The following is a 24234-nucleotide window of genomic DNA, read 5'->3' as shown; positions in this document are numbered from 1 at the left end:
GCGTTGGTTGGAAGTATCGGCGGACAAAACCCCCACTGCGGAACACGAGCCCCCGCGCGTAACTCCTGCCAGGCAACGGGTTACGCGGTGCGCGGGGGAATCGCGGCTGGGGTTTTGTCCCCTCCGTTGAGATAATCGGACTTTACGCGCGTGGATGGTGGGATCGTGTCGCCGGCCGCCGGCGCGCGTTATCATGCGCCTTTGAACGGAATCACCGCGAACGGAAGCACCACGCCGAGCCCGCCATGAAGATCCTGCTGACCAACGACGACGGCATCTACGCCCCCGGGATGGCCGCCATGCGGGCCGCCCTCGAACAGCAGGGCGACGAGGTCTGCGTCGTGGCGCCGGCAATCGAGCAATCAGGGGTCGGGCACAGCATCACGTTCCTGACGCCGCTGATGGCCAAGGAGGTGTACTCGTATGGCCCGGAGGGCGACGCGCGGCTCGGCTGGGGGGTCGAGGGGAGCCCGGCCGATTGCGTGAAGCTGGCGATCGGCAAGCTCTGCCCGTGGACCCCCGACCTGGTGGTGAGCGGCATCAACGGCGGGCTGAACGTGGGGGTGAACGTGCTGTACTCGGGCACGGTGGCCGCCGCCACCGAGGCCGCGATGAACGGCGTGCCGTCGCTCGCGGTGAGCCTGGAGTACGACGAGCACGCCCGCTTCCACCCCGCCGCTAGGCTGGCGACGCGGGTGATCCGCGTGATGCACGAACGCAACGCGTGGGCCGACCACCTGTTGTACAACCTCAACATCCCGACCACGGCAACGCTCGATTCTCCGGGGAATTCAGCGTCTGGGGGGGCTCCGGCGCCCGAGTTGCGATTCACTGGCATGAACACGTACCCCTGGGCCGCGGAGTTCGAGGCCCGGCTCGACCCCAAGAACCGCCACTACTACTGGGCCACCGGCTCGCTGCCGGTCCCAGGCCCGACAGAGGACTCCGACCTGGCCGGCATCCGCAACGGCTGCCTGACGCTAACCCCCCTGAGCTACGACCGCACTGAGCACGACCAGCTCGAGAAGATGCGTGGGTGGGAGTTCGACCTGAGCGGCGACTAACCGACACACGACAGTCACCTGTGACCGAGCACCTTATGAGGCCCCCCATTAACGATCACCAACCCAACGATCAAGAACCGAGGCCCAAAATGGATCGCGTTGTCCGCATGACCGCCCTGGCGGCGGCCGCGTTTACCCTGCTCTGGATGTCTGGCTGCGGCGAGCCCGTTGACGTGAAGCGTGTCCAGCAGGACAAGCAGCAGGCGGCCGCCGACGAGCAGGCCGCCTGGGAGGCCAAGCTGGCCGAGGGCCCGACGCCGATCACCCGCGAGGACTACTGGCGGGTCGAGAAGAAGGAAGACGTGTCGGGCGGCCGCATCATTTCGCAGTCGGCCTTGATGGCAAAGAACATCAAGGAAATGGACATGGAGATTAAGTACAACCTGAAGATCCACGGCGAGGCCCAGGGCTACCCAAAGAGCCACGAGGAGTTCTTGGAGCTTATTAAGAGCTGGAACATGTCGATCCCGAAGCTCAAGGAGCCGTACGAGGTCTGGTACGACGCCGAAACCCACGAGGTACTCAAGCGGCCGAAACCGGACGCGTCGCCGACGCCGGTCGAGGAAAGCCCGGTGGATCCCGAAGGCAAACCGACGTTTGAGTGATTACGCTAGAAGGTTAGCAACGAGCTGGAAATGGGGACTGGCTCGCGATCGCACAACACACAGCGATCGCGGGCGAAGCGTAACTGCGGTCGCGTGCCTGTCCCCTTTTCGAGCGGACCACACACGCAACACGCGACCAAGGGGCACGTCAAAAAAGGGGACAGGCACGAAGCAACCACGCGTCAGCTAAGCTTCCCGCCCGCCACTTGCCTCGAGCCGGTCCCCGTTTTTGACTCCCGACACCTGCTCCCCGAGACCACACCGAACGGAATCTCCCTACCCTCTCCCCAGGAGACGAGCCGGAGGCTCGACGCTAGTCTGCTCTTCCCCCGACGTGCTCCTATGATTCTCCTCACTGCCTCCGACTGGGCCAAAACCTGGTCGGCCTGCCTGACGACGCTGGCGATGGCTACGGTCCACGCGTCGGTCCTTGCGACCGCGGCGGCGGGGGCCTCTAGCTGGGTCTTCCAGCCGAGCACCTACACGCACGACCCCCACACCGGCGCCCGGGTGGCCCAGTACCAGCGGCACGACCCGGTCGAGCCGCTGGACGACCCGCGGCTGGTCACCAGCCGGTACCACCGCAGCCACACCACGCTGCGGGGCGGCAACGGCTCGGTCGACACGACCTACGAGGTGCAGAGCTACGGCAACGACCGCGGCGGGCTCGACGCCCAATGGGAACGCTTCCACGACGCCTGGCGGCAGTCCTACCTGACCGGCAGCTACTATCGGGCCCAGCCGGCGCCCTACGGCGGCGGGTATGGTCCTGGCTACGGGGGCGGCTACCCTGGCTACGGCTACCCCGGATATGGGGGCGGCTACGGCGGCCCCACGGGGTACTACCCGCCGGTCTACGGGCCGCCCGCGTACGGGCCGCCGATCTACCGGCCCGGCTTCCCAGAGAACCCGAACCGGCCGACGTTCCATGACCACCTGCGGGAGTACGACCACAGCCCGCGGGGCGGCAACTAGGTTGAGGCTAACGCGGCGGCACTACAGCCGGGCCGCGTCGCGGCGCCAGTCCTTGGTGGTCGAGTAGGCATTGATGACCCAGCGGTCGCCGTCGCGATTGAAGTACAGCGAGACATCGGCAAAGAAGCGGAACGTGGCGACCGCCTCGGGCGGGTTGACGTCGTTGTTGATTTGGACCTCGACCTCGCCGGTCGCCCGCGCCTTGTGCACGTCGAACAGCGGCATCAGCGCCTGCGCGTCGGAGGAGAGGTCGTCTGCCGTCGGGGCGACCATCGTGAGCACGCCCTGCAGGTCGTTGGCTTCGACCCGCTCGAGCAGCTCGGCGAGGGTCGCCTGGACCTCCTCACGCGGGGTAACGATCAACTGCTCGGCAATCAGGCCGACGGCGGTCAACGCGACCGCGGCGACCATCGCCAGCAGGGCCTCGAACCGGCGGGTGTGCACGTAGGCGATGCCGGTCATCGTCAGCAGCAGGGCCCCCAGCACCCAGATGGGCGCGGTGTTCTCAACGAAGTAGTCCACGGCGAACCCACGGTTGATGAGAGAGAAGAGCAGGCGCCGGAGGCCACCACGGCGACCAACACCTCAATACGTTTCGGCCAGGGGGTGCGTGGCTATTGCACGACGTCCCACCACCACTGCGCCCCCACCACTACTGCTTCTTGAGGTCCCAGGCGGTGAGCCAGGTGACGCCCTCGGGCTGCAGGCCGAACTCGCCAACGATCCGCTCGTGCATGTCGGCCAGGTGGCCGGCGCCGTAGAACACACCGACCCTGCGGCGGTGCATGTCGAGCTGGTCCTTCAAGACGGCCAACGCCTTCTTGTTGCGTTCGGTGATGATGGTCGAGCCCTCCTCACCGCCGAACGAGCTAAGCAGGCCCTCCATCTGATGGAACTGCTTGGCCATGACGATCTTCAGCCGCCGGGCGCGGTCCTTGGCAAACAACGCCATCAGGATCTCGGCGTCGGCGGACTGACCCTCGGCCTGCTGCTCGCTCTGCGCTGCGATCGACTGGCCCATCATCCGCATGAACATCTGCAGCACGCCCTCGTCGCGGTCCTGCATGGTCTCGAAGAACTCCTCGGGGGACATATCCGCGTGCACAAAGTTGGCGCGGGTGTAGTCGACCTGCTCGAGCTGGTGCTCGAGCTCGAGGATGGTCTTCATGCCGCCCTGCATGGCGCCGAGCGGGTGGCGGGTGTCGGCGCGGGTCCCCTTCGGGATGACGGTCCCCTGCGGGGCGACCAGCTCAAACAGCAGGGCGTCGTACTTGGTGAAGCGGCGGTTGAGGTCCTGGTAGTAGGCCGGGTCGCCCACGTGCACGGCGCCGATCAGGTCGACCTCGACCGGGTCGCCGTGCCAGCGGCCGGTGTAGCGGACGATGGCGGTCTGCAGGGCGACCGGTTGGCCGTCGGCGTCGCGTTGCAGGCGGACCCACTTCTCGCCGATTGCTGGGGCGGGCTCCGCGGCGTCGTGCCCGTCGCCAGCGGTCGCGGGCTGCGGGGCCGGCGCCACCGGCGGGTCGGCGGGCAGTGGCTGAGCGTCGGCCTGCGCGGCGAGGGCGACCACGATCGCCACGGCCGCCCGAGAGAGCACAACAGCGGTCGTCAACGCAGGGCGGAGGATCAAGGGAGAACCTGGGGCTCGGGGCGCAAATGGCGTGCGATTGGCAGTTTAGCTCGACAACAGAAACCTACGCCCCAGACCGGCCCGCGGCAATGCTGGCACAGGGTGAGCTGCGTGCGTCCCCGATCGGTCATCCGCAGTCACGGGAATTGCGGCACCGCGCATTCAAAGTCAGGCGAGGGAGGCCTTTTTTGCCCCGTTTGACTGCTATTTGTAGGAAAAGGCAGATTTTCTGGGATAGAAACTTGCAGACGCCTTCCCCTTTCTTTAACATTCGTATTGTCGATAGCTCAACGCTCGACGCCCGGCTCCCGCAGGTCTCTGCCCCACCTGCGGGGGCTTTTTTTATGCCCGCTTATCGAGACGCCCGCGCCCATCAATTGCGGAGCCTCTCGTCTTCTGAACGTTCTGCCTGGCTCGCTTCGCCCGCCGGGGTGATTGCAGGCGGAAGAGCAGTCGCTCGCGTTCTCTCGGCGGATCGGCGGCCAGCAGTGCTAGCTGGAACGACCCGGATTTTCGTTAGGGTTTACCAGAGTTACTCAACTGGCACGTCCGGCGCACCCGATACTACCGGCACAGAGAGAACTGGTCTGCCGGCGGCGCGATAGGTTGCGCCCCGGTTCCGCGAACATAGAGCGCCAGAGGAAGCCGATGTTCCCCATCCGAATCAGAACACTTCTTACAGCCACGGCATTGCTGGCGTCGCCCTGGGCGGCCAGCCTCGCGCAGTACGAGGACCATTGCGGTCCGTTCTGCGAGGGTGCCTCAGACCTGCGGTACTTCGAGCCAGTCGACCTCGACCTGGACTGCATGCCGGTCGACCGCAGCTGCGGCTACATCTTCGGCTACGACAAGCTCTACTGGGCTTTCACCGGAGACCGCACCACCATCGGCGCGCCGGGCGTCACGGACCTCGCGGAGGAAATCTACCCCCGCCAGCCCCAGGACGACTCGGCCCCCATCCTGAACCAGCTGCCGCCGGGGCTCCAGCCTCAGCCCTACACGATCATCAACGGGATCCAGGACGCCCCTCCCTACGCTGGTTTCGGGTGGGGTGATCGCTACGAGTTCGGCTACTTCAAGGATCAGATCGCCTACACGGTCGGCGTCCTTGATGGGCCCAGCTACACGACCTCTGAGGTGTATGGGTTCGTCCCGCTCGACCTGGGCAACGACGGAATCGACATCGACGGCGACGGCGTCATCGACTTCAACGAGGGGACCAACATTACTGGTTTTGGCCCCCCCCCTCCTGGGCAGAGCCAGAACCCCAACCCGCTAGAAATCCTGCTGGCCCCCACGCTCAACGGCTTCGGCAGCGTGCATGTCAACTTCAATACCCCTGAAGGTTTCATGCTGGGCTACCGCGACTACTTTGACGACATCGTCGGGGACCTCAACGCCGACGACACGCTCGACGGCGGGTTGATAACGGTCGTGGGACCTGACGGCACCCTGATCCTCTACGACAACATTGCGGACGACATTAACGGCAACGGCGGGAACTTTCTGTTCTTGCTCGCCCCGGACCCCGCCAACCCGGGCGAGTTCCTGGTGGTCGCAATCGCACGAGACTTCGGCGACCTGCACGAGTTCAATTTCCGGTTCAACACGCTCCAGGTCCGCAACCACACGGAAACCGACGGCATCGAGCTGATGAAGACCCACACGCTCAACAACCGTCACATGAAGGCCAAGCACCAGAACTCGCAGTTCAGCTTTGGCTACGGCGTGCGGTACTTCCGTATGAACGACGACTTCCGTTTCGATGGCCTGACGGACATCGCCGGACGGGTGTTCACGATCACGCAGTCGGAGAACTCGATTGTCGGTCCTCAGGTCCGCGTCAAGGCCGCCCGCCAGGTCGGCAAGTGGAACACGTCGATCGATACGCGGTTCATGTTCGGCTACAACATCCAGAACATCGACCAGACCAACGGCTTCGGCGACGACGCCATGCCCGGCGGCCTCAACAACCTGCTGTACCTCCAGCCTACCTACTCACGGTACGGAAAGCGTTCGGACGACTTCACCCCGTTCATCGAGATGCGGGCGGAGGTCAAGTACCAGCTGACGCGGTCGCTGGCCCTCAAGGGCGGCTTCAACGCGACCTACGTGGACAACATTTCGCGGGCGGCTCAGCTGGTCCAGTACAACGCTCCCGACTTTGGCATTGGGCAAACCGGCGAGCAGAACATCTTTATCAGCGGCCTGACCTTCGGCGCCGAGTTCGTCCACTAGGACCCGGCGGCGTGCTCAGCGGCGACCAGCAAAGCGGGCGGGGGCCCAGGCCCCGGCCCGCTTTTTTTATTCACCGACGGACGCCCGCACAGGCCCGAGAGGCCGTAGATAACCCCCAGTCCATCGAGTCTAATGGGGGATTCACGCCAAACGCAGGATGAATGCCCGCCAGCCCCCCCCTTTGCCACCCCGGCAAACCAATGGCCGCGGGAGGAGACTTTTCGCCTTGTCGAAGACCGAACACCCTCGATTCCAGTCTGTTTGCGAGTCGGCCGACCTGGTCGGCCTGCTCCGCGAGCGGACCGAAAGCCACCCGTACCAGCGCGCCTTCAGCTACCTCGTCGACGGCGACTTCGATCGCCAGCACCTCACCTACGGGCAACTCGACGAGCGGGCGCGGGCGATCGCCGCTCACCTGCAGTCGCGTGGCATGGCCGGCGAGCGGGCCCTGCTGCTGTACCCGTCGGGGCTGGAGTTCATTGCCGCGTTCTTCGGGTGCCTGTACGCGGGGGTGACGGCGGTGCCGGCCTACCCGCCGCGCCGCAACCGCAACCTGCTGCGCATCAAATCGATCGTCGCGGACGCGACGCCCGGCGTTGCGCTCACCACCCACGGCGTGTTCGACCGCGTCGAGCCGATGATCCAGGACGAGGCCGACCTGCGGGCCATCCCCTGGCAGTGCACCGACGAGCTCGCCCTCGACCAGGCAGACGCTTGGGAGGACCCACAGGTCGACCCCTCCACGCTGGCCTTTCTGCAGTACACCTCTGGCTCGACCGGCACCCCCAAGGGCGTGATGCTGAGCCACGGCAACCTGCTGCACAACACCAAGGTGATCTGCGAGGGATTCAGCATGTCCCGCGCCGGCGAAGGCATGACGTGGCTGCCGCTGTACCACGACATGGGCCTGATCGGCGGCATCATCCAGCCGATCTACTTTGGGCGGCACAACACCTTGATGACGCCGACGCACTTCCTGCAGAAACCGATCCGCTGGCTGCGGACCCTATCGGACACGGGCGCCATGATCAGCGGCGGGCCGAACTTCGCCTACGAGCTGTGCCTCGACCGCATCACCGACGAAGAAAAGCGGGGCCTCGACCTGACGCAGTGGGAGGTCGCGTTCAATGGCGCCGAGCCGGTCCGCGCGTCCACTATGCGCCGCTTCGCCGACGCCTTCGCCGAGTGCGGCTTCCGCTTTGAGTCCTTCTACCCCTGCTACGGTCTGGCCGAGGCGACGCTAATGGTCGCGGGCAAGACCAAGTGGCAACCGCCGACCGTCAAGAGCTACGACATCGAGGCCCTGAAGGCGGGCCAGGCCAAGCCGGCGACCGCGGGCGCCGCCGAGGCGCTTGACGTGGTCGGATCGGGCGAGTCTTACCTGAGCCACGAGGTCGCGATCGTCGACCCCGAGTCGCTCGTCCCCTGCCCCGACCGCCGCGTCGGCGAGATCTGGGTTAAGGGCGAGAGCGTCGCCCAGGGCTACTGGAAGCGTGAGGCGCTCTCCCAGGAGACCTTCGCCGCCCGCACCACCGAGGGGGACGGCCCGTACCTGCGGACCGGCGACCTTGGCTTTGTCGACGAGGGTGAGCTGTTCGTTACGGGGCGGCTGAAGGACCTGATTATCATCCGCGGAGCCAACCACTACCCGCAAGACATCGAGCTGACGGTCGAGGACTCGCACCCCTCGCTCCCGAAGTCGTCCGGCGCGGCGGTCACCATCGGCGAAGACGGCGAGGAAAAGCTGGTGGTGCTGCAGGAGATGGGCCGCCAGCGGGACCTGCCGTTCGAGGAGATCCTCGACGCCGTGCGGCACCATGTCACGGCGATCCACGACGTCGCGCCGGCGGCGATTGTGTTCCTCCGCCCCAACACGATCCCCAAGACTTCCAGCGGCAAGATCCAACGCCACGCCTGCCGCGACCAGTACCTCGCCGGCAAGCTAAACGTGGTGGCGGAGTGGAGCCTGGGCGACGGGCTCAGCGTCCACCGCAAGCGGGGGTCCGACCGCATCGAACGCCGCAAGGCCGAGGCCCAGCAGCCGGCCGCCGCGCCGGCGGTCCAGGAGGAACGCAAGCCCTCTGGCTCGACCATCGAGCGTACGATGAAGATCGTCCGCGAGGTGGCCAAGGAACGAGCCTCCGCAGCGACCCTCGAGACCGAGATCACCGCGATGGGTCTCGACTCGCTCGAGCGGATGGAGATTGTCGCCGGGCTGGAGGACGAGTTCGGCGGCCGCTTCAGCGAAGAAGCGATCATCGGCATGAACACCTGCCGCGACGTCGTGCGGGCGGTCGAGGAGCACCTGCTCTCCGAGGGCGGACCCGCCGAGCGCGAGGTGCTGCCGGGCGACTACCAGTTCTCGCAGTCGCCCGAGTACCTGAAACTCCGGTCGAGCCTCAAGCTGGCCGAGTCGGCCGGCCTGACCAACCCGTACTTCACGCAGCACGAGGGGGTCACCAACGACCGCACCGTGATCGGCGGCAAGGAGTACATCAACTGGTGCAGCTACAACTACCTGGCGATGTCGGGCGAGCCCGATGTGCAGGAGGCGACCCGTGATTCGGTCGACCGCTACGGCACCAGCGTCAGCGCCAGCCGGCTGGTGTCGGGCGAGAAGCCGCTGCACCGCGAGCTGGAGCAGGCGATCGCCGGCTTCCTCGGCGTCGAGGACGCGATCGTGATGGTGGGCGGGCACGCGACTAACGAGTCGGTCATCGGCCACATGTACGGCCCCGGCGACCTGATCCTGCACGATGCGCTCTCGCACAACAGCATCGTGCAGGGCTGCAAGCTGTCGGGCGCCACCCGCAGGGCCTTCGCCCACAACGACGCCGGCGCCTGCGAGGAGCTGCTCAAGCGTTACCGCGGCGAGTACCGACAGGTGCTGATCGTGGTCGAGGGCGTCTACAGCATGGACGGCGACTTCAGCCCGCTGCCGGAGTTCGTCCGGCTCAAGAAGGAGCACAAGGCCTACCTGATGGTCGACGAGGCGCACTCGCTCGGCACGATGGGCCCCACCGGCCGCGGCATGAGCGAGCACTTCGGCGTCGATCCCCGCGAGGTCGACCTCTGGATGGGCACGATGAGCAAGTCGCTGGGGAGCTGCGGCGGCTACATCGCCGCGTGCCGCGAGATTATCGAGTACCTCAAGTACACCGCGCCCGGCTTCGTGTTCAGCGTCGGGTTGTCGCCGGCCAACGCGGCGTCGGCGCTCGCCTCGCTGAAGCTGGTCAAGGAGAAGCCCGAGCGGGTCGATCGGCTGCGTCACAATTCCGAGCTGTTCCTCAAGCTCGCCAAGAAGGCGGGCCTGAACACCGGCATGAGCGCGGGCACCCCGATTGTGCCGGTGATTATCGGCAACTCGCTGCAGTCGCTCGAGCTCAGCCAGCGTCTGTTCGCCGACGGGATCAACGTGCAGCCGATCATGTACCCGGCGGTCGAGGAGTCGGCCGCGCGGCTGCGGTTCTTCATCACCAGCAGCCACACCGACGAGCAGATCCACAAGACCGTCGACTCGCTGGCCAAGCACTGGAAGCAGCTCCACCGCAAGTCGGGGTAGGGGCGGGACGCGTTCTCCCAGCAGCCCACGGCGGAAGCAGGGACGGCGCCGGCATGCCCTTCGCACGCTGCTTCTTTGCTCCGCGTGCGATCGTGCGCTACACTAGAGGGTAGATCCGCATCTCTCCCACACGAGGTCTCGTCCCATGGCCCAGGCAATCGTCGACCCGGCCGAGCTGCGCCGGTTCGCCAACAACCTGAAGAAGTTCAACACCGAGCTGGAAGAGCGGATGACGAGCCTCGCCGCCCAGCTCCACTCGCTGTCGGCCAGCTGGCGCGACCAGGAGCACAAGAAGTTCACCGAGGAGTTCGAGGATCAGATGAAGGCGATCGCCCGCTACGTGGAGATCACCAACGAGCACGCGCCGTTCCTGATGCGCAAGGCAGAGCGGATCGAGGAATACCTGCAGCAGCGGTAGCGCAATGAATCCCTGGCTCTATGAGCTGGCAAACTCGTTGTTCGGAGAACCGTTGGTGCTCTCCGCGGCGGAGCCACGACGCTTCATGAATGTGATCTGACCGCCGCCAACTCCTCTGCACTCCTATGCCCCCCGCCAACGTTAAATCGACCGACGCCATCTTGGCCGTCAAGACGGCGTTCGCGGCGTTCTGCAAGCAGTCGGCCGACGGGCTCGACGAACTCAACTCCGAGATCCGCCGCACGATCGAGTGGCTCGAGCACGACCGGCCGGCGTACTGGAAAGAGCGGGTCCGCCGGGCGTACGACAAGGTCGGCGAGGCGAAGGACGAATTGCAGCGGTGCCTCACATTTCAGGCCAGTGAGAGCCACCGCCCGAGCTGCACCGAGCAGAAGGCGGCCCTGCACCGCGCCCAGCAGCACCTGCGGCACTGCCAGGAGAAGCAGGAGCGGGTGAAGCACTGGAACCGCGAGGTCGCCCACGAGATGCACGAGTACCACGGCCGCGTGGCGGGCCTGGGCACGGTGCTAGAGGCCGACGGCCCGGCCGCCCTGGCGGTGCTCGAGCGGCTGGTGGTGGCGATCGACGAGTATATTTCGAGCACCACGAGTGGCGCAGTCAGCGGACAATCGGTCGAGAGTATTGACCAGACCGATGCAACAATCGAGCCGTCGCCGGACGAGTAACCCATGAAGCCCACCGACCTGCACTCCGGCGCCGCCCGCATCCGCCACGCGATGGAGGAGCTGATGCGGGTGTGGGAAGACTCGGGCGACCACTGGAACGACTCGGTCAGCGAGGCGTTCTACCGGGAGCGGCTCGAGCCGATTCTGCCGATTGTGAAGAATACGCTGGACGCGGCGGGGCGGATGCAGGTGCTGCTGGACTCGGCTCGGCGGGATCTTGAGAGCTGACCGGCGGCCGGGCGGTTATCATGAGGGATGAGACCTTGACGACACTTCTCCCCGCCCCCGCCACCCTCGCCGTCCCCGGAGCCCCCTTGGCCGAGCCGACCCTCTCGACGCGCCGCCAGCTCGAGCTGATGCGCACCCTGCAGCGTCTTGCCAAGACGCGGCACGAGGAGGAGCTGCGCATCGCCGAGGCCGACACGACAGGCCTCAAGGCGGCCCGCAAGCAGCGTGACAAGACCGTCAAGCAGGCCCGACTCGAGCACGAGCAAGAGCTCGCCACCGCGGTCGACCTCGACGCGCGGCAACGCGAGACCGACCACGACGACTACGAACGGGTGACCAACGCGCTGCGCTGGGAGTACCAGAAGCTGCGGACCGAGATCGAGGCCGCCCGCAAGAAGATCAAGCAGGCTGCGCAGAAGAAGCTCGACGAGGGGATCTGGCAGATCCGCTCGATCTACGACGCCCAGAAGGAGCAGCCCCGCGAGCGGCTGGAGGAGGTCAACCGCCGGTTCGCCGAGCTCCGCAAGCACCTTGACGAGACCCGCCAGGCCGCCGACGAGGTGCTCACCGACCGCTGGGTCAGCGTCGCCCCGACCGACATCGATCCGGCCGCCGCCGGCGAGGCCGATCCGGCCCGCGAGCCAACCGACCCGTCGGTCGACCAGGGGATCGAATCGGTCGCCGCCGACTCCGAGTCGGCCCGCGTTGCGGCCCAGCACTTGTATGACGGCTGGCTGTCGCGGATGTTCGACCCGGGCAACCTGCTGGGGATCGAGCTGACCGCGTTCGCGCTGACGATGCCGGCGGTGTGGTGGCTGTTCCGGACCGAGCCGCTGGAGCGGAGCCTGGGCTACGGCGCGGGGGCGGGGGCGGCGGTCATGGCGGCGTTGTTCGCGTTGCTGTGGTTCGCGGTCAAGCCGCTCGCCCGCAAGCAGACCGACGAGCGCTACCAGGAGACCGCCGTGCTGCTGCGGCGGGCCTACGGTGAGATCAACGACAGCCAGTCGCTGGCCCGCACCCGGAGCGAGAACCACGCCCGGCTGCTGATCGAACGCCGCGACGCCGACCTCGCAGCGATCCAGGAGCAGGTCACCCGCGAGCTGAAGGCTGCCAAGGCCAAGAACGACGCCGAGCGGGCCCGGATCGACGAGGAGTACCCCCGCCGGCTGACCGAGAGCCGCGAGAGCCACGAGGCCGAGGTCGAGCGGCTCGACCGCGAGCACACCGCGAAGGTCGCCGCGCTGCTCGAGGAGCGTGAGATCACCATCCGCGACGCCGAGCAGCAGTGCGCCGCCGAAGAGGACCGGCTCGAGCAGCAGCGGACCGAAGACTACCAGGCGATGCGCAACGCGTGGCTCGACGGCACGGCGGCGATCAGCAGCGAGTTCGCCGCGCAGCGAGAGTTCTGCGAGCAGGCGTTCCCCAACTGGTCGTCCGCGGACTACCTGGCCTGGGAGAAGCCCGAGGACCCGCTGCTGGCCGTGCCCTTTGGCGAGGCGCGGCTCGACCTGGCGGCGATCAAGCACGGCCTGTCCGAGAACCCCGACCTCCGCCCCGCGGAGACCCAGATCACCCTGCCGACGATGGTCACCCTGACCGAGCAGCCGCACCTGCTGATCAACGCCGAGGGCCCCGCGCGGCAGCGGGCGGTCGAGCTGCTGCAAGCGATGACGCTCCGCTACTTCACCGGCCAGCCGCCCGGCAAGGTCCGGCTGACGCTGCTCGACCCGGTCGGGCTGGGCGAGGGGCTGAGCCCGTTCATGCACCTGGCCGACTACGAGGAGGACCTCATCGCGGACCGCATCTGGAGCGAGTCCCGCGACATCGACGCGCAGCTCCAGCGGCTCACCACCCACATGGAGACCGTCATCCAGAAGTACCTCCGCAGCGAGTACGACAGCATCCACGAGTACAACGCCCAGGCGGGCGAGGTGGCCGAGCCGTTCCAGGTGGTGGTGGTCAGCGGCTTCCCGACGAACTTCAGCGACTCCGCCGCGCGGCGGCTGGTGAGCATCGCCACCGGCGGCCCGCGGTGCGGCGTGTACGTGCTGGGCGTGATCGACAGCAAGCAGCGGATGCCGACCGACTTCAACATGGAGGACCTCACCTCCCAGGCGGTCAACCTGTCGTGGGACGACCAGCAGCAGCGGTTCGTGTGGCGGTACCCGGCGTTCGAGCGGCTGCCGATCACGACCGCCAAGCCGCCCCAGCCGGAGCGGATGGTCGAGGTAGTCCGCCAGGCCGGCGCCGCGGCGAAGGACGCCGTGCGGGTCGAGGTGCCGTTCGAGGTGGTCGCGCCGCACGACGGCTACTGGCGGGAGAGCTGCTCGCACGAGCTGCGGGTGCCGGTCGGCCGGGCGGGCGCCAACCGGCTGCAGGACGTGCGGCTCGGCAAGGGGACCTCGCAGCACCTGCTGGTCGCGGGCAAGACCGGTTCTGGTAAGTCGACCTTCCTGCACGCGTTGATCACTAGCGCCGCCCTGCACTTCAGCCCCGACGAGGTCGAGTTCTACCTGGTCGACTTCAAGAAGGGCGTCGAGTTCAAGAGCTACGCCAACAACCGGCTGCCGCACGCGCGGGTCGTGGCGATCGAGAGCGAACGCGAGTTCGGCCTCAGCGTGCTCGAGCGGCTCGACCGCGAGCTGACCCGCCGCGGCGAGCTGTACCGCGACTCGGGCGCGCAAAACCTGGCCGACTTCCGCGCCGGCCACCCCGACACGCCGATGCCGCGGATCCTGCTGGTAATCGACGAGTTCCAGGAGTTGTTCGTCGAGGACGACCGGCTGGCCCAGGAGGCGAGCCTGCTGATGGACCGCCTGGTGCGTCAGGGTCGGGCGTTCGGCGTGCACGTGGTGCTCGGCACCCAGACGCTGGCCGGGGCCTACTCCATCGCCCGCAGCACGCTGGGGCAGATCGCGGTGCGGATCGCGCTGGAGTGCAGCGAGTCGGACGCGCACCTGATCCTGGCCGATGAACGCAACCAGGCCGCGCGGTTCCTGAGCCGCCCCGGCGAGGCGATCTACAACGACCAGAACGGCCTGGCGAGCGCCAACGAGCCGTTCCAGGTCGTCTGGCTCCCCGACGCCGAACGGGCCGAGCGGCTGCGGGTCCTCAACGAGCACCGCGAGGCGGTCGAAGAACCGGCCGGCGAGATGATCGTGTTCGAGGGCAACGCCCCGGCCGACCCGCTCAACAACCGCGACCTGGTAGCGCTGGTCGACCGGCGCAAGTCGGGCGAGCCCGCGCCCGAAGCTGCCCAGCCCGAAGTCACCCAGCCGGCTACAACCTACCAGCTCCCGCCCGCGGCGTACCTGGGCGCCGCGGTCGCGATCAAGCCGCCCACCCAGGCCGAGCTCGGCCGCCACGCCGGAGCCAACCTGCTGGTCGTCGGGCCGCAAGAAGAGGGCGCGCTCGGCGTGCTCACCACCGCGGTCGCGTCGCTGTGGGCGTCGGCGCCTGGGGCGCGGTTCGTGGTGCTCGACGGCAGCCGCCCGGGCGACATTTCGCTAGGCGTGTGGCCGCGTGTGGCCGATTCGCTCGCCGATTCGGACCAGGGACCGGTCGAGGTGCTGACGCCTCAGACCGCCGCCGCCGGCGTCGCCGACTTGGCGGTCGAGGTGGCCCGCCGCGAGGAGCAGCCCGAGTCCGCCGACCCGCCGGTCTACCTGGTGGTGTGGTCGGGCGGCCGCTTCCGCGACCTCCGCAAGAGCGAGGACGACTTCAGCTTCTCGATGTCCGACGACAAGCCGAAGAGCGCCGACAAGCACCTGACGGAAATCCTCAAGAACGGCCCGTCGGTCGGCGTGCACGCCCTCATCTGGTGCGACGGCTACAACCAGGTGGCGCGGATGTTCGACCGCGTGACGATGCGTGAGTTCGGCCTCCGCGTGGCGTTCCAGATGTCGGCGGCGGACAGCTCGAACCTGCTCGACTCGCCGGCGGCCAGCACCCTCCGCCAGCACCGCGCCCTCTTCTACACCGACGAGACCGGCGAGAGCGAGAAGTTCCGCCCCTACGGCCCGCCGAGCGACGCCTGGCTCAATTCGCTCGCGACCGGATCCGCCAGACAGGGCGTCGAGTGACCGCCTGTGCTTAGCGGAACATTAATCGCCGCTGATCTCTGCTAATGCGATTCCAGGCAATCAGTGTTCATTAGTGCTCTCGCTTCCTCTGCCTTCTTCTGCACCGCCGGAAGCTTCTCCGCGTGTTGGCGCCGCGATTGCTCTACTGGGTACCAGAGCAAAACCGCCGCGAACGCGAACCTATAGGAGAGTGATTCATGGCCACCATGACCGACCCGCGTACAGCCTGTCTAGAAGCCTGCCAGCGGTGCATCGTCGACTGCGAGGCGTGCCTGTCCGCAATGATGACCAAACAATCTGACAACGACTGCCCCGCGTGTTGCTACGAGTGCGTCAAGGCGTGCTACGCGTGCGTCAGCGCAATCGCGTCTAGCAGCCGCTTCGTCGATAAGTACTGCACGCTCTGTGCAGAGGTCTGCCGTTACTGCGCCGGCCAGTGCCGCGAGCACGACCACGACCACTGCCAGAAGTGCGCCGAGAGCTGCCAGGACTGCGTCGACGCGTGCGAGGCGATGGCCGCGTTGTAGAGTTGAGTACGCCGCAACGGCGAGTATCTCGAACCCGACGCGACGCCCAGACGCCGCCGAAGGGTTTCATTCAAGGCTGCCGACCGGCGCGGGCGCCCCCCGTCCTCAGCGCCCCCGGTCACCGGCATCAGGGACAGAGTCGGCAGGCAGCCTTACGCTACCCGGCGGGTAAGGATACCCGGCCGGGCCATTTTTCTTGCACCGTCTCCTGCGAAGCCCTGCTACCGGTCGCCGCGGGCGTCGGCTGCTGCACGGTTGTCTCCCGGCTTGCGGAGGGTCAGCCGCTCGGTGAGCGAGTCGGCGTCGGCGTTGTACTCGCGTCCAGTCGCCCACGCGGCAGACCCGAGGATATTGTCCCACGGGTCGCTCGAGACGTTCGCGGGGTCCGGCGCGTTGCTCCACACAAACAGGCCGATCACCGCCGCTAGTCCCAGCGGCACAATGGCGGCCAGCACCAGGTTCCATTCTTCAAGGGCGGTCTTCTGCGGCCGCGTCACAGGCTGCGGGCCATCGCCGCCGCCCGAGTTCTCTTCGCCAGTCAGCTCAGCCTGCTGCTGGGCGACGTACGTCTCGAACGCCTCGTCGGATTCAAACATCGGCATGGCTTTCTCCCCCGGTTGCCATGGAGTGCAGGCGGGCAGCCCGGAGGGCTGCGGCCATCTGAAACCTACCCTGCGTGAGCCTACGGGGCCGCGGCTGACCGGCGAGGCGGCCTCAAGACGAGATTCGGCGAGGTTGGGCCGCAGCGGTTGTGACGACCACGCCGGCTAGCGGCGCCAATCGCCAGCAAAGCCCATCTTGCAACAAAGCCCATCTTGGTAGTGCAATGGTTGATCGCGTCACGATTCTGGATCATACCCGAACACCCGCAGCTCCTGATCACAGCCGCACGCTTCCGCCAACCGTGCAGCCCACGCCGTGGCCTCCTCCCTTGATGGAAGCTCCAGCACCGTGAACCCGCCGTTGAGTGGGGGAGCCCAGGCGTAGCCCCCCTCGGCAACCGAGCCGTCGGCCGACACCAGCACAGGCGGCACGGACTCATCGATGCCGCCGCCAAACACGTAGACGCCCGCCTCCTTGGCCGCGCGGATCACGCCGCGGGCGTCTTGGCCCACGGCCTCCAGCTCATCGGCCGCGACTTTCATGGCGGCGCTGGGGAAGGAGATGAGGTACTTCGACATAGGTTTCTGTAAATGAGGTCTTGCGGTTGCTTCTCGTCACCGCCCTTGTCGGGAAAAACTCTTGTTGGTAGCAATCGAGACGCCAAGTTCGGAGCCTATCGCGGCTAACCGAGCAGCCCAATACTCTCGCGCCTCGCGTTTCCGGTCGGCGTTTAGGTCAGCAGACTCCTGGGTCGACTTGAGATGTTCTTCGTAGAGCCGCCTGCGATCTTCGAGGTAACGCCGGTAATCGACCGGGGTGCTAGGGATGTAGCCGGGACCATCGCAGCCGCAAGTGTGGAACACATGGCCAACGCGATAAACGCCCTGAAGCGTTTTCCACGCTTGCGATTCGCTCTGTCGTGGAGGCTTGAAGTCTAGCCCCAAATCGACCATCCGCTCTCCGCACTCAGGGCATTTCCGAATAGCGTCACGGAATTCAGACTCCAGATCGGAAAGTCGGAACCCAAGCTCTTCTTCGCGGCGTTCGAGGCCAGACTTCAGCGACCATCTGCGGTGTAGCTCACGATAGACGTAGCCGCGGTCGCGAACGGCAAGCCAATCGCTAATCGGCGGCTGCTTAAATGCCTTCCGGCAGGCGAAGCACGCGAAGTGACTCTTGTAGGGACCGTACATCGCGTACCGGCACATGAATCACCCCTTAGGTCATAGACGCTGATCTGAACTTCCAACGGACAGGCGAAACTCAATCGGCGCCGGGTTGGGCAAGGATACTAAAACTAGGCGCCTCAGGTGGAATCGTCCAGCAATTGCAAGAGGGCGTGGTTTTTGCCGCCCCCCTTTACTTCTTGAGCCGCGCCTCGCTCCCTTCCACGTGCTTCTCCCCCCACTTCAGCATCGCGAGGATCACCGGGCGGAGGTCCTTGCCCTTGGGCGTCAGGCGGTACGCGTCCTTGCCGTTGGAATCCTCGGGGGTGAACCGCTCGGCGATGCCGCACTCTACCAGACGCTGCAGGCGGTCGGAGAGGATGTTCGTGGCGATCCCCTCGGGCGAGGCCATGAACTCTTTGAACATGGTGTTGCCGAGCAGCATGTCGCGCACCACCAGCAGCGTCCACTTGTCGCCCAGGATGTCGAGCGTGCAGGCGACCGGGCAGACCGAACGGCGGGGCTTCATGAGGTCCGCTGGGGGCTTCTGGGGAGGCGTGTGAATCTTTCTTGACAGTAGCACGCGCACTTGCATAATGCAAGCAATCCGAGCACTTGCAATTTGCAAGCACACCCCAATCGAAGAAAAGCGCATGGCGAACACGACCGTCCTCAACGCCGGCCCCTGGCAAGACCTCCACCAGCACGTGTTCGAGCACGGCCCCACCAAGGCGCCGGGCAAGCTGTTCGTGAAGGAGGCCCTCGGGGCGACCGGCTGCGAGATGTCGCTCAACAAGCTGCCGGCCGGCGCCGCGTACCCGTTCACCCACCGCCACCAGCAGAACGAGGAGCTGTACGTGGTGGTCTCCGGCAGCGGCGAGTTCTACGCCGACGGCCAGCTGTTTCCGCTCAGCGAGGGGACCGTCCTCCGCGTGGCCCCAGCGGGCGTGCGGTCGATCAAGGCCGGCGACGAGGCCGACCTCTGCTTCCTCTGCATCCAGGCCGCCGCGGGGACGCTCACGGGCGGCACGATCACCGACGGCGAGATGGTCGACGCCAGCTTCGCTTGGCCGACGGCTACCGCCCAGGCGTAACGCCGCAACCCTCGAACAACTCCAGCACCCCAGCCGCCCGCGGGACCGATGGCCCCGCGGGCGGTTTCTCGTGGGAGGACGGTGTTTCTCGCCCCCGCGCAACGGCCTCTCGCTTACCCGCTCGACAGCCGGGCCAAACGCCCTAAAATGGCGGTTCGAAGGGCCGCGTTTGGCGGCTAGTAATACCACTCCCTCCCCTACCCCCTTTCCCTGCCATGAGCATGATCGTCGACATCCACGCCCGCCAAATACTCGATAGCCGTGGCAACCCCACCGTGGAAGTGGATGTGACGCTAGAAGACGGCTCGATGGGCCGTGCGGCCGTCCCATCGGGCGCCAGCACCGGGGCCCACGAGGCCCTCGAGATGCGTGATGGCGACAAGTCGGTCTTCTTGGGCAAGGGAGTGCTGAAGGCCGTTGAAAACGTCAACGAGCAGATCGCCGACGAGCTGATCGGCCTGGACGCGCTCGACCAAATGGCCATCGACCAGCAGATGCTGGACCTCGACGGCACCCCGAACAAGGCCAAGCTGGGGGCCAACGCCATCCTCGGCGTCTCGCTGGCCAACGCCCGCGCCGCGGCCAACTTCTGTGGCCTGCCGCTGTTCCGCTACCTGGGCGGCAGCAACGCCCGGCTGCTGCCGGCGCCGATGATGAACATCCTCAATGGCGGCGAGCACGCGGACAACTCGGTGGACATCCAGGAGTTCATGGTGATGCCGCTGGGCTTCGACAACTTCAGCGAGGCGCTCCGCTGCGGCTGCGAGATCTTCCACCACCTGAAGAAGGTGCTCAGCGACAAGGGCCTGAACACCTCGGTCGGCGACGAGGGGGGCTTCGCCCCGAACCTGGGCGCCAACGCCGAGGCGTTCGACGTCATCCTGACCGCCATCGAGAAGGCCGGCTACAAGCCGGGCGAGCAGGTCTGGTTCGCCATGGACTGCGCCGCCAGCGAGTTCTACGACTCGAAGAAGGGCGTCTACACGATCGACAACAAGGAGATCGACTCGGCCGGAATGGTCGACCTGCTCGCGAGCTGGGTCGACAAGTTCCCGATCTGCAGCATCGAGGACGGCTGCGACGAGGACGACTGGGAGGGCTGGAAGATGCTGACCGACAAGGTGGGCGACAAGTGCCAGCTGGTCGGCGACGATCTGTTCGTCACCAACGTCGAGCGGCTCGGCCGCGGCATCGACGAGGGGATTGGCAACAGCATCCTGATCAAGGTCAACCAGATCGGCTCGCTGACCGAGACCATCAACGCCATCCGCATGGCCGACGCCGCCGGCTACACCAGCGTGACCAGCCACCGCTCGGGCGAGACCGAGGACGCCACGATCGCCGACCTGGCGGTCGCGCTGTCGACCGGCCAGATCAAGACCGGCTCCGCCAGCCGCTCCGACCGCATGGCCAAGTACAACCAGCTGCTGCGGATCGAAGAGATCCTGGGCGCCAGCGCCGAGTACGGCGGGCCGGCGTTCGCCGCGAAGCTGAAGTAGCGCGGCTGCCGAAGAAGACCCGCTACGCTTCTTAACCAGAAAAGCACTAAGCCCCGGGCGAGATCGCCCGGGGCTTTTTTCGTCAAACGCCACGCCTTCTTCCCCGCGACGTTGACCCGCGGCTGGCCGTTGCCGAGACTGGAGGGGTCGGCACTCTAACTACCTTGGCGGACCCCATCACGATGAAATTTGATTCGCTGCGTTCTGTTGTCGCTTGCCTGCTCCTTTCCACCGCGGTCCTCACGGCGCCCACTGCGGCAGAAGAGATCATCACCCTCCGGTCCGGCGCCACGCTGCAGGGCGTCGCGACCATGGACGGCGAGGACGTCGTGGTGACGGTCGGCGAGTCGGTGCTGCGGACGCCGTTCACGTCGGTCGCGTCGATCCACTCCGGCGCCTCCGGCCAGCAGGCCCTCGGCCTCGCCAACGCGCCGGCCGAAGCGCCCGCCGACAGGGGGACCGAGCTGCTGGTCCGGGCGCTCGAGGCAAAGCTGCAGGCCGCCGGCTCGGCACTCGGCCTGCTGACCGAGGCCTATCAGATCTCGCCGGACGACCCGCGGGTCGCCTACTGGTACGCCAGCGAGCTGATCGCCAGCGGGCACGGCGGGACCGCCAACGAAGTCATGAAGCGGCACGGCAAGAGCATCGCCCGTGCCTATCCGGCGTTCTCACAGGATCTCGACGAACGGCTGCAGTAGCGGCTGGAACTGGAAGAACTGCCGAAGGAACTGGTCAAACGCATCGACGCGATCAATTCTGCCACGCCACCCACCAGCGGCGGCAGCCGGCGCGAGCGGTCGATGTACGTCTACTTCCGCGTCGCGGACCGGGACGGCGTCGCCGTGCCGCGGGACGACTTCAGGGTCTCGGTGAGCGGGAGCAACGAGGAGCTCGAGGCGTTCGACCGCGGCTACTACCTGTTCAGCTACACCACCAGCAACACCTCCCACTACCCGTGCAAGCTTCTGTTCCAGGGCGAACACCTCAAGCCGTCCGAACACCAGTTCGACGACGCGGCCTGGCGGGCGCGGGACGCGGGCGTGATCACCGCGGTGCGTTTTGAGAAGAAGGACAAGCAAGAATTCGCGGTGAAGGTTGTCGACGCAGAGGGGTCGCCGATTGTGGGCGCCTCGGTGTCGCTGCGACGCTACTCGGGCAACCCCCGCTCTAGCAGCAGCGAATCTACCGACGCCGACGGCCTGGCCGCGTTCCAGGCGTACCCCGGGCGGTACACGGCGCAGGTCAACGCCAACGGGTACCGCGGAACCTACAAGGTGGCGAGCCTCGAGGCCGGTCGCGACGCGGAGGTCACGATCACGCTCTTCACCGCCCGAACGGCGCGGCTCCGCGTAGAGTGGAACGGCGTGAGCGACCAGCAGCCCAACAGCGTAAGCGGGGAAGAAACCGTCACGCTCAGCAACGGCGCCCCCCAGGTGATGGACCGACGATCGCAGTGGCTCGGCCTGGTGCAGATCGCCGACAGGGTCGCGTTGGGGTACGGCAACCGCATGTACGGCCGCCGCCAGAGTTCGTCGGTCGAGTCGGACTGGCTGCTGGTGCTAGAGAGCGAGGGGAAGACACCCGAGGAAGTCTTCGAGGCCATCGACCTCGATTCTCTCGAAGAATGGAAGAACGGCGGGAAGTCCCTGAACAAAGTTGCGCCGCTGCAGTACGCGAATGACGCCCTCGACTACTACGCGGTAGAGCCCGGCGACGTCGTGATCGGCGTCGCGACCTCGATCGACCCGATGAACGGCCGACCCCTGACGCGGACCTTCAAGGCGGTTGTCGACAAGGGCGAGTAGCGACGAGGAACGCCAGGGACGGTTGAAAGCCGAATCGCCGAACCGAACCTCCTGCTGCCAAATACCTTACTCAAGGGATCACCCCTCCATGAGCGCGGCATGCGGCTTTGGCGACCAAGCAGAAGTTTTCTCCGCCGGACCGCCTGGGCGGCGGCGTTGGCGTGCGTCGTTGCAGCCGGAGTCGCTTGGCTGGCGGCGGGCCGACTGCTGGCGCCGCACCACCAAATAGTGCCGAGGCCTGCAGACTTTTCCGTGGAGGAGGTCTCGTTCGGCACGGTTGCAGGCGATCAACTCGCCGGCTGGTTCCGCCAGGGCGACCCGGGCCGCGGCGTCGTGGTGATTGCCCACGGCATCCACACCCACCGCGGCTCTTCCCTGGCGAGGGCCCGGCTGTTCGCCGAGGCCGGGCTCTCGAGCGTGCTGTTCGACCACCGCTGCCACGGCGAGAGCTCCGGCGGGCAGGTCGGGCTGGGACACACCGAACGCCACGACGTCGAGGCCGCGATTGCCCTGGCCAGAGAACGCTGCCCAGGCGAACCGCTTGCGGTGGTGGGCTACTCGCTGGGAGGCGCAGCCGCGGCGTTGGCCGACCTGCGGGGCGTCGATGCGGTCGTGCTGGAGGCTGTGTTCCCTACGATCGAGGCCGCGGTCGGCAACCGCACCCGTGAACGCCTAGGTTGGTTTGGCCCGCTGGCGTCGTGGGCATTGCTGGTGCAGCTCGAGCCGCGGACCGGCATCCGCTGCGAGGACCTGCGTCCTGTCGACGCCGTGGCTCATCTGACGTGCCCAGTGATGATCGTGGGGGGCGCGACCGACGCACAGACAACCCCCGAGGACACTCGCCGGCTTTTCGCGGCGGCCAACGAACCGAAGGAGCTGGTCTGGTTCGAGGGACTCGGGCACCAGAACTACGCCAAGTGGGCGCCGGAGCGGTATCGCCAGACGGTGGTCCGCTTCGTGGCCGAGCATCTTCGCACGGTAGATCTTTGGCCGCCCGCCGCCGACGATACTGCCAACCCGTGAGGTCACCCCTCGACCGCAAACCCGTGCTGCTCGCGGTGGTACGGGCCGTCGAAGTTTTTGCTGGTCTTGAACAGCTCGTGGCGGCCGTCGGCCGAGGCGTCGCGCACCTTGGCGAGGAGCTCCCATAGTTCCTCTTGGCTGAGCGGCGTAAAGCCGCGGGCGACCTCGACCGCCTCCATCAAGTCGCGTTCGTTCATCATGCCCACCACGTGCGAGCTGACCGGCTGCGACAGGCAGTAACGGAGGCACTCCTGCGGCGTCGCAAGGCCGGACTGCAAAAGATTTCCTCTGCCGCCCCCCATGCCCTTCATGCCGATCACGCCGACTCCCTGCTGACGGCACTGCGGCACGACGTTGTGGACGAAGCTGCGGAAGAAGTAGTCGCACAGGTTGTTGGGCATCTGCGCCGAGTCCCAGTCGTGCGGCTTGCCCAGCATCTTGAGGTGGATGCTTGGGTCCTTGTGCCCGGTGAAGCCGATGTGCTTGACCCGACCGGCCTCTTTCGCCTCGCGGGCCGCGCGGATGCCGTCCTTCTCGAACACCCAGTCGGGGTCGTTGTCGTAGACCATCTCGTGGAACTGCCAGAGGTCGAGGTAGTCGGTCTGCAGCCGGCGGAGGCTCTGGTCGAGCATCTTCTTCGCGCCGTCGTAGTCGCGGTCGCAGACCTTGGTCATCAGGAACACCTTGTCGCGGCGGTCCTTGATGGCCTTGCCCATGATTTCTTCGCTGTAGCCCTCGTGGTAGTCCCAGCAGTTGTCGAAGAATGTGACGCCCTGGTCGATGGCCTGGTGCATCAGCCGGATCGCCGCGGCCTCGCCGTCCTTCTTCGCGACCTGGCCGATGTGGTGCCCGCCGAGTGCGACGATCGACACGCGGGCGCCGCTGTCACCGAGCGGCCGCGTCGGGACGCCATCGCTGGAGTCTTGTTGGGCAGCGATCGCTTCACCCGACATCGCGGCGAGCGCGCCGCTGGCGAGGGTCGACTTGAGGAATCCGCGGCGGTCGGACGGAGTGGGCATCGCGTGCCTC

At 66.6% G+C, this 24234-nt stretch carries 22 protein-coding genes; 15 read left to right on the top strand and 7 right to left on the bottom strand.

The features are described 5' to 3' along the window. Positions 1-245 precede the first annotated feature (245 nt). The 3 genes from surE (at position 246) to Pla123a_RS07455 (ending at position 2644) form a co-directional block, all read left to right on the top strand. The gene (surE, locus tag Pla123a_RS07465) at positions 246-1064 is read left to right on the top strand and encodes a 5'/3'-nucleotidase SurE (RefSeq protein ID WP_146585463.1); all 819 of its coding nucleotides are present in this window, start codon (positions 246-248) and stop codon (positions 1062-1064) included. Between the two features lie 89 nt (positions 1065-1153). Then, positions 1154-1669: a hypothetical protein gene (locus Pla123a_RS07460; RefSeq protein WP_146585461.1), complete on the top strand. Its 516-nt coding sequence runs from the start codon at positions 1154-1156 to the stop codon at positions 1667-1669. 342 nt (positions 1670-2011) lie between these two features. Continuing rightward, entirely contained in the window at positions 2012-2644 is a 633-nt protein-coding gene (locus Pla123a_RS07455; RefSeq protein ID WP_146585459.1) for a hypothetical protein, read from the top strand. A gap of 21 nt (positions 2645-2665) precedes the next feature. Here Pla123a_RS07455 and Pla123a_RS07450 read toward each other — a convergent pair whose 3' ends face one another. Beyond that, positions 2666-3166, bottom strand: coding sequence for a hypothetical protein (locus tag Pla123a_RS07450; protein ID WP_146585458.1), 501 nt, complete (start codon positions 3164-3166; stop codon positions 2666-2668). 130 nt (positions 3167-3296) lie between these two features. Next, on the bottom strand, positions 3297-4256 hold the full coding sequence (locus Pla123a_RS07445; protein WP_146585456.1) for a hypothetical protein: 960 nt from the start codon (positions 4254-4256) through the stop codon (positions 3297-3299). A gap of 666 nt (positions 4257-4922) precedes the next feature. Here Pla123a_RS07445 and Pla123a_RS07440 point away from each other — a divergent pair. The 7 genes from Pla123a_RS07440 to Pla123a_RS07410 all read left to right on the top strand — a co-directional run bounded on the left by Pla123a_RS07440 (position 4923) and on the right by Pla123a_RS07410 (position 16015). Next, positions 4923-6512: a BBP7 family outer membrane beta-barrel protein gene (locus tag Pla123a_RS07440; protein WP_146585454.1), complete on the top strand. Its 1590-nt coding sequence runs from the start codon at positions 4923-4925 to the stop codon at positions 6510-6512. A gap of 226 nt (positions 6513-6738) precedes the next feature. Further along, a complete protein-coding gene (locus Pla123a_RS07435) occupies positions 6739-10074 on the top strand; it encodes an aminotransferase class I/II-fold pyridoxal phosphate-dependent enzyme (RefSeq protein ID WP_197527776.1) in 3336 nt (1111 codons plus the stop codon). Positions 10075-10219: 145 nt separating this feature from the next. Beyond that, positions 10220-10492, top strand: a complete 273-nt coding sequence (locus Pla123a_RS07430) for a WXG100 family type VII secretion target (protein WP_146585450.1) — start codon at positions 10220-10222, stop codon at positions 10490-10492. Between the two features lie 125 nt (positions 10493-10617). Further along, positions 10618-11178, top strand: coding sequence for a hypothetical protein (locus tag Pla123a_RS07425; RefSeq protein ID WP_146585448.1), 561 nt, complete (start codon positions 10618-10620; stop codon positions 11176-11178). A gap of 3 nt (positions 11179-11181) precedes the next feature. Beyond that, positions 11182-11406: a hypothetical protein gene (locus Pla123a_RS07420; protein ID WP_146585446.1), complete on the top strand. Its 225-nt coding sequence runs from the start codon at positions 11182-11184 to the stop codon at positions 11404-11406. Positions 11407-11441: 35 nt separating this feature from the next. Continuing rightward, a complete protein-coding gene (locus Pla123a_RS07415; RefSeq protein WP_146585444.1) occupies positions 11442-15488 on the top strand; it encodes an FtsK/SpoIIIE domain-containing protein in 4047 nt (1348 codons plus the stop codon). 197 nt (positions 15489-15685) lie between these two features. Continuing rightward, entirely contained in the window at positions 15686-16015 is a 330-nt protein-coding gene (locus Pla123a_RS07410) for a four-helix bundle copper-binding protein (RefSeq protein ID WP_146585443.1), read from the top strand. Positions 16016-16236: 221 nt separating this feature from the next. Here Pla123a_RS07410 and Pla123a_RS07405 read toward each other — a convergent pair whose 3' ends face one another. From Pla123a_RS07405 to Pla123a_RS07390, 4 genes are all read right to left on the bottom strand, one after another. After that, a complete protein-coding gene (locus Pla123a_RS07405; protein WP_146585442.1) occupies positions 16237-16617 on the bottom strand; it encodes a hypothetical protein in 381 nt (126 codons plus the stop codon). Positions 16618-16854: 237 nt separating this feature from the next. After that, positions 16855-17196 carry a YciI family protein gene (locus tag Pla123a_RS07400; protein WP_146585440.1) on the bottom strand — a complete coding sequence of 114 codons (342 nt, stop codon included), beginning with the start codon at positions 17194-17196 and terminating at the stop codon, positions 16855-16857. A 36-nt stretch (positions 17197-17232) separates the two neighbouring features. Next, on the bottom strand, positions 17233-17811 hold the full coding sequence (locus Pla123a_RS07395; RefSeq protein WP_197527775.1) for a hypothetical protein: 579 nt from the start codon (positions 17809-17811) through the stop codon (positions 17233-17235). Positions 17812-17977: 166 nt separating this feature from the next. Continuing rightward, positions 17978-18313: a winged helix-turn-helix transcriptional regulator gene (locus tag Pla123a_RS07390; protein ID WP_146585436.1), complete on the bottom strand. Its 336-nt coding sequence runs from the start codon at positions 18311-18313 to the stop codon at positions 17978-17980. Between the two features lie 124 nt (positions 18314-18437). Here Pla123a_RS07390 and Pla123a_RS07385 point away from each other — a divergent pair, with 124 nt between their 5' ends. The 5 genes from Pla123a_RS07385 to Pla123a_RS07365 all read left to right on the top strand — a co-directional run bounded on the left by Pla123a_RS07385 (position 18438) and on the right by Pla123a_RS07365 (position 23205). Next, positions 18438-18878 carry a cupin domain-containing protein gene (locus Pla123a_RS07385; protein ID WP_146585434.1) on the top strand — a complete coding sequence of 147 codons (441 nt, stop codon included), beginning with the start codon at positions 18438-18440 and terminating at the stop codon, positions 18876-18878. 215 nt (positions 18879-19093) lie between these two features. Beyond that, positions 19094-20377: a phosphopyruvate hydratase gene (gene eno / locus Pla123a_RS07380; protein ID WP_146585432.1), complete on the top strand. Its 1284-nt coding sequence runs from the start codon at positions 19094-19096 to the stop codon at positions 20375-20377. A 182-nt stretch (positions 20378-20559) separates the two neighbouring features. Next, complete coding sequence (locus Pla123a_RS07375) at positions 20560-21075, top strand: hypothetical protein (RefSeq protein WP_146585430.1); 516 nt, start codon at positions 20560-20562, stop codon at positions 21073-21075. A gap of 102 nt (positions 21076-21177) precedes the next feature. Next, a complete protein-coding gene (locus tag Pla123a_RS07370; RefSeq protein WP_146585428.1) occupies positions 21178-22182 on the top strand; it encodes a carboxypeptidase-like regulatory domain-containing protein in 1005 nt (334 codons plus the stop codon). Between the two features lie 228 nt (positions 22183-22410). Next, the gene (locus Pla123a_RS07365; RefSeq protein WP_197527774.1) at positions 22411-23205 is read left to right on the top strand and encodes an alpha/beta hydrolase; all 795 of its coding nucleotides are present in this window, start codon (positions 22411-22413) and stop codon (positions 23203-23205) included. A gap of 2 nt (positions 23206-23207) precedes the next feature. Here Pla123a_RS07365 and Pla123a_RS07360 read toward each other — a convergent pair whose 3' ends face one another. Beyond that, positions 23208-24224, bottom strand: coding sequence for an aldo/keto reductase (locus tag Pla123a_RS07360; protein ID WP_197527773.1), 1017 nt, complete (start codon positions 24222-24224; stop codon positions 23208-23210). Between the last annotated feature and the right edge of the window lie 10 nt (positions 24225-24234).

The sequence above is a fragment of the Posidoniimonas polymericola genome (assembly GCF_007859935.1).
In the GTDB taxonomy this organism is placed as follows: domain Bacteria; phylum Planctomycetota; class Planctomycetia; order Pirellulales; family Lacipirellulaceae; genus Posidoniimonas; species Posidoniimonas polymericola.
The sequence above is the reverse complement of the archived record's forward strand: the minus strand, read 5'-3'. Positions and strand labels throughout refer to the sequence as shown.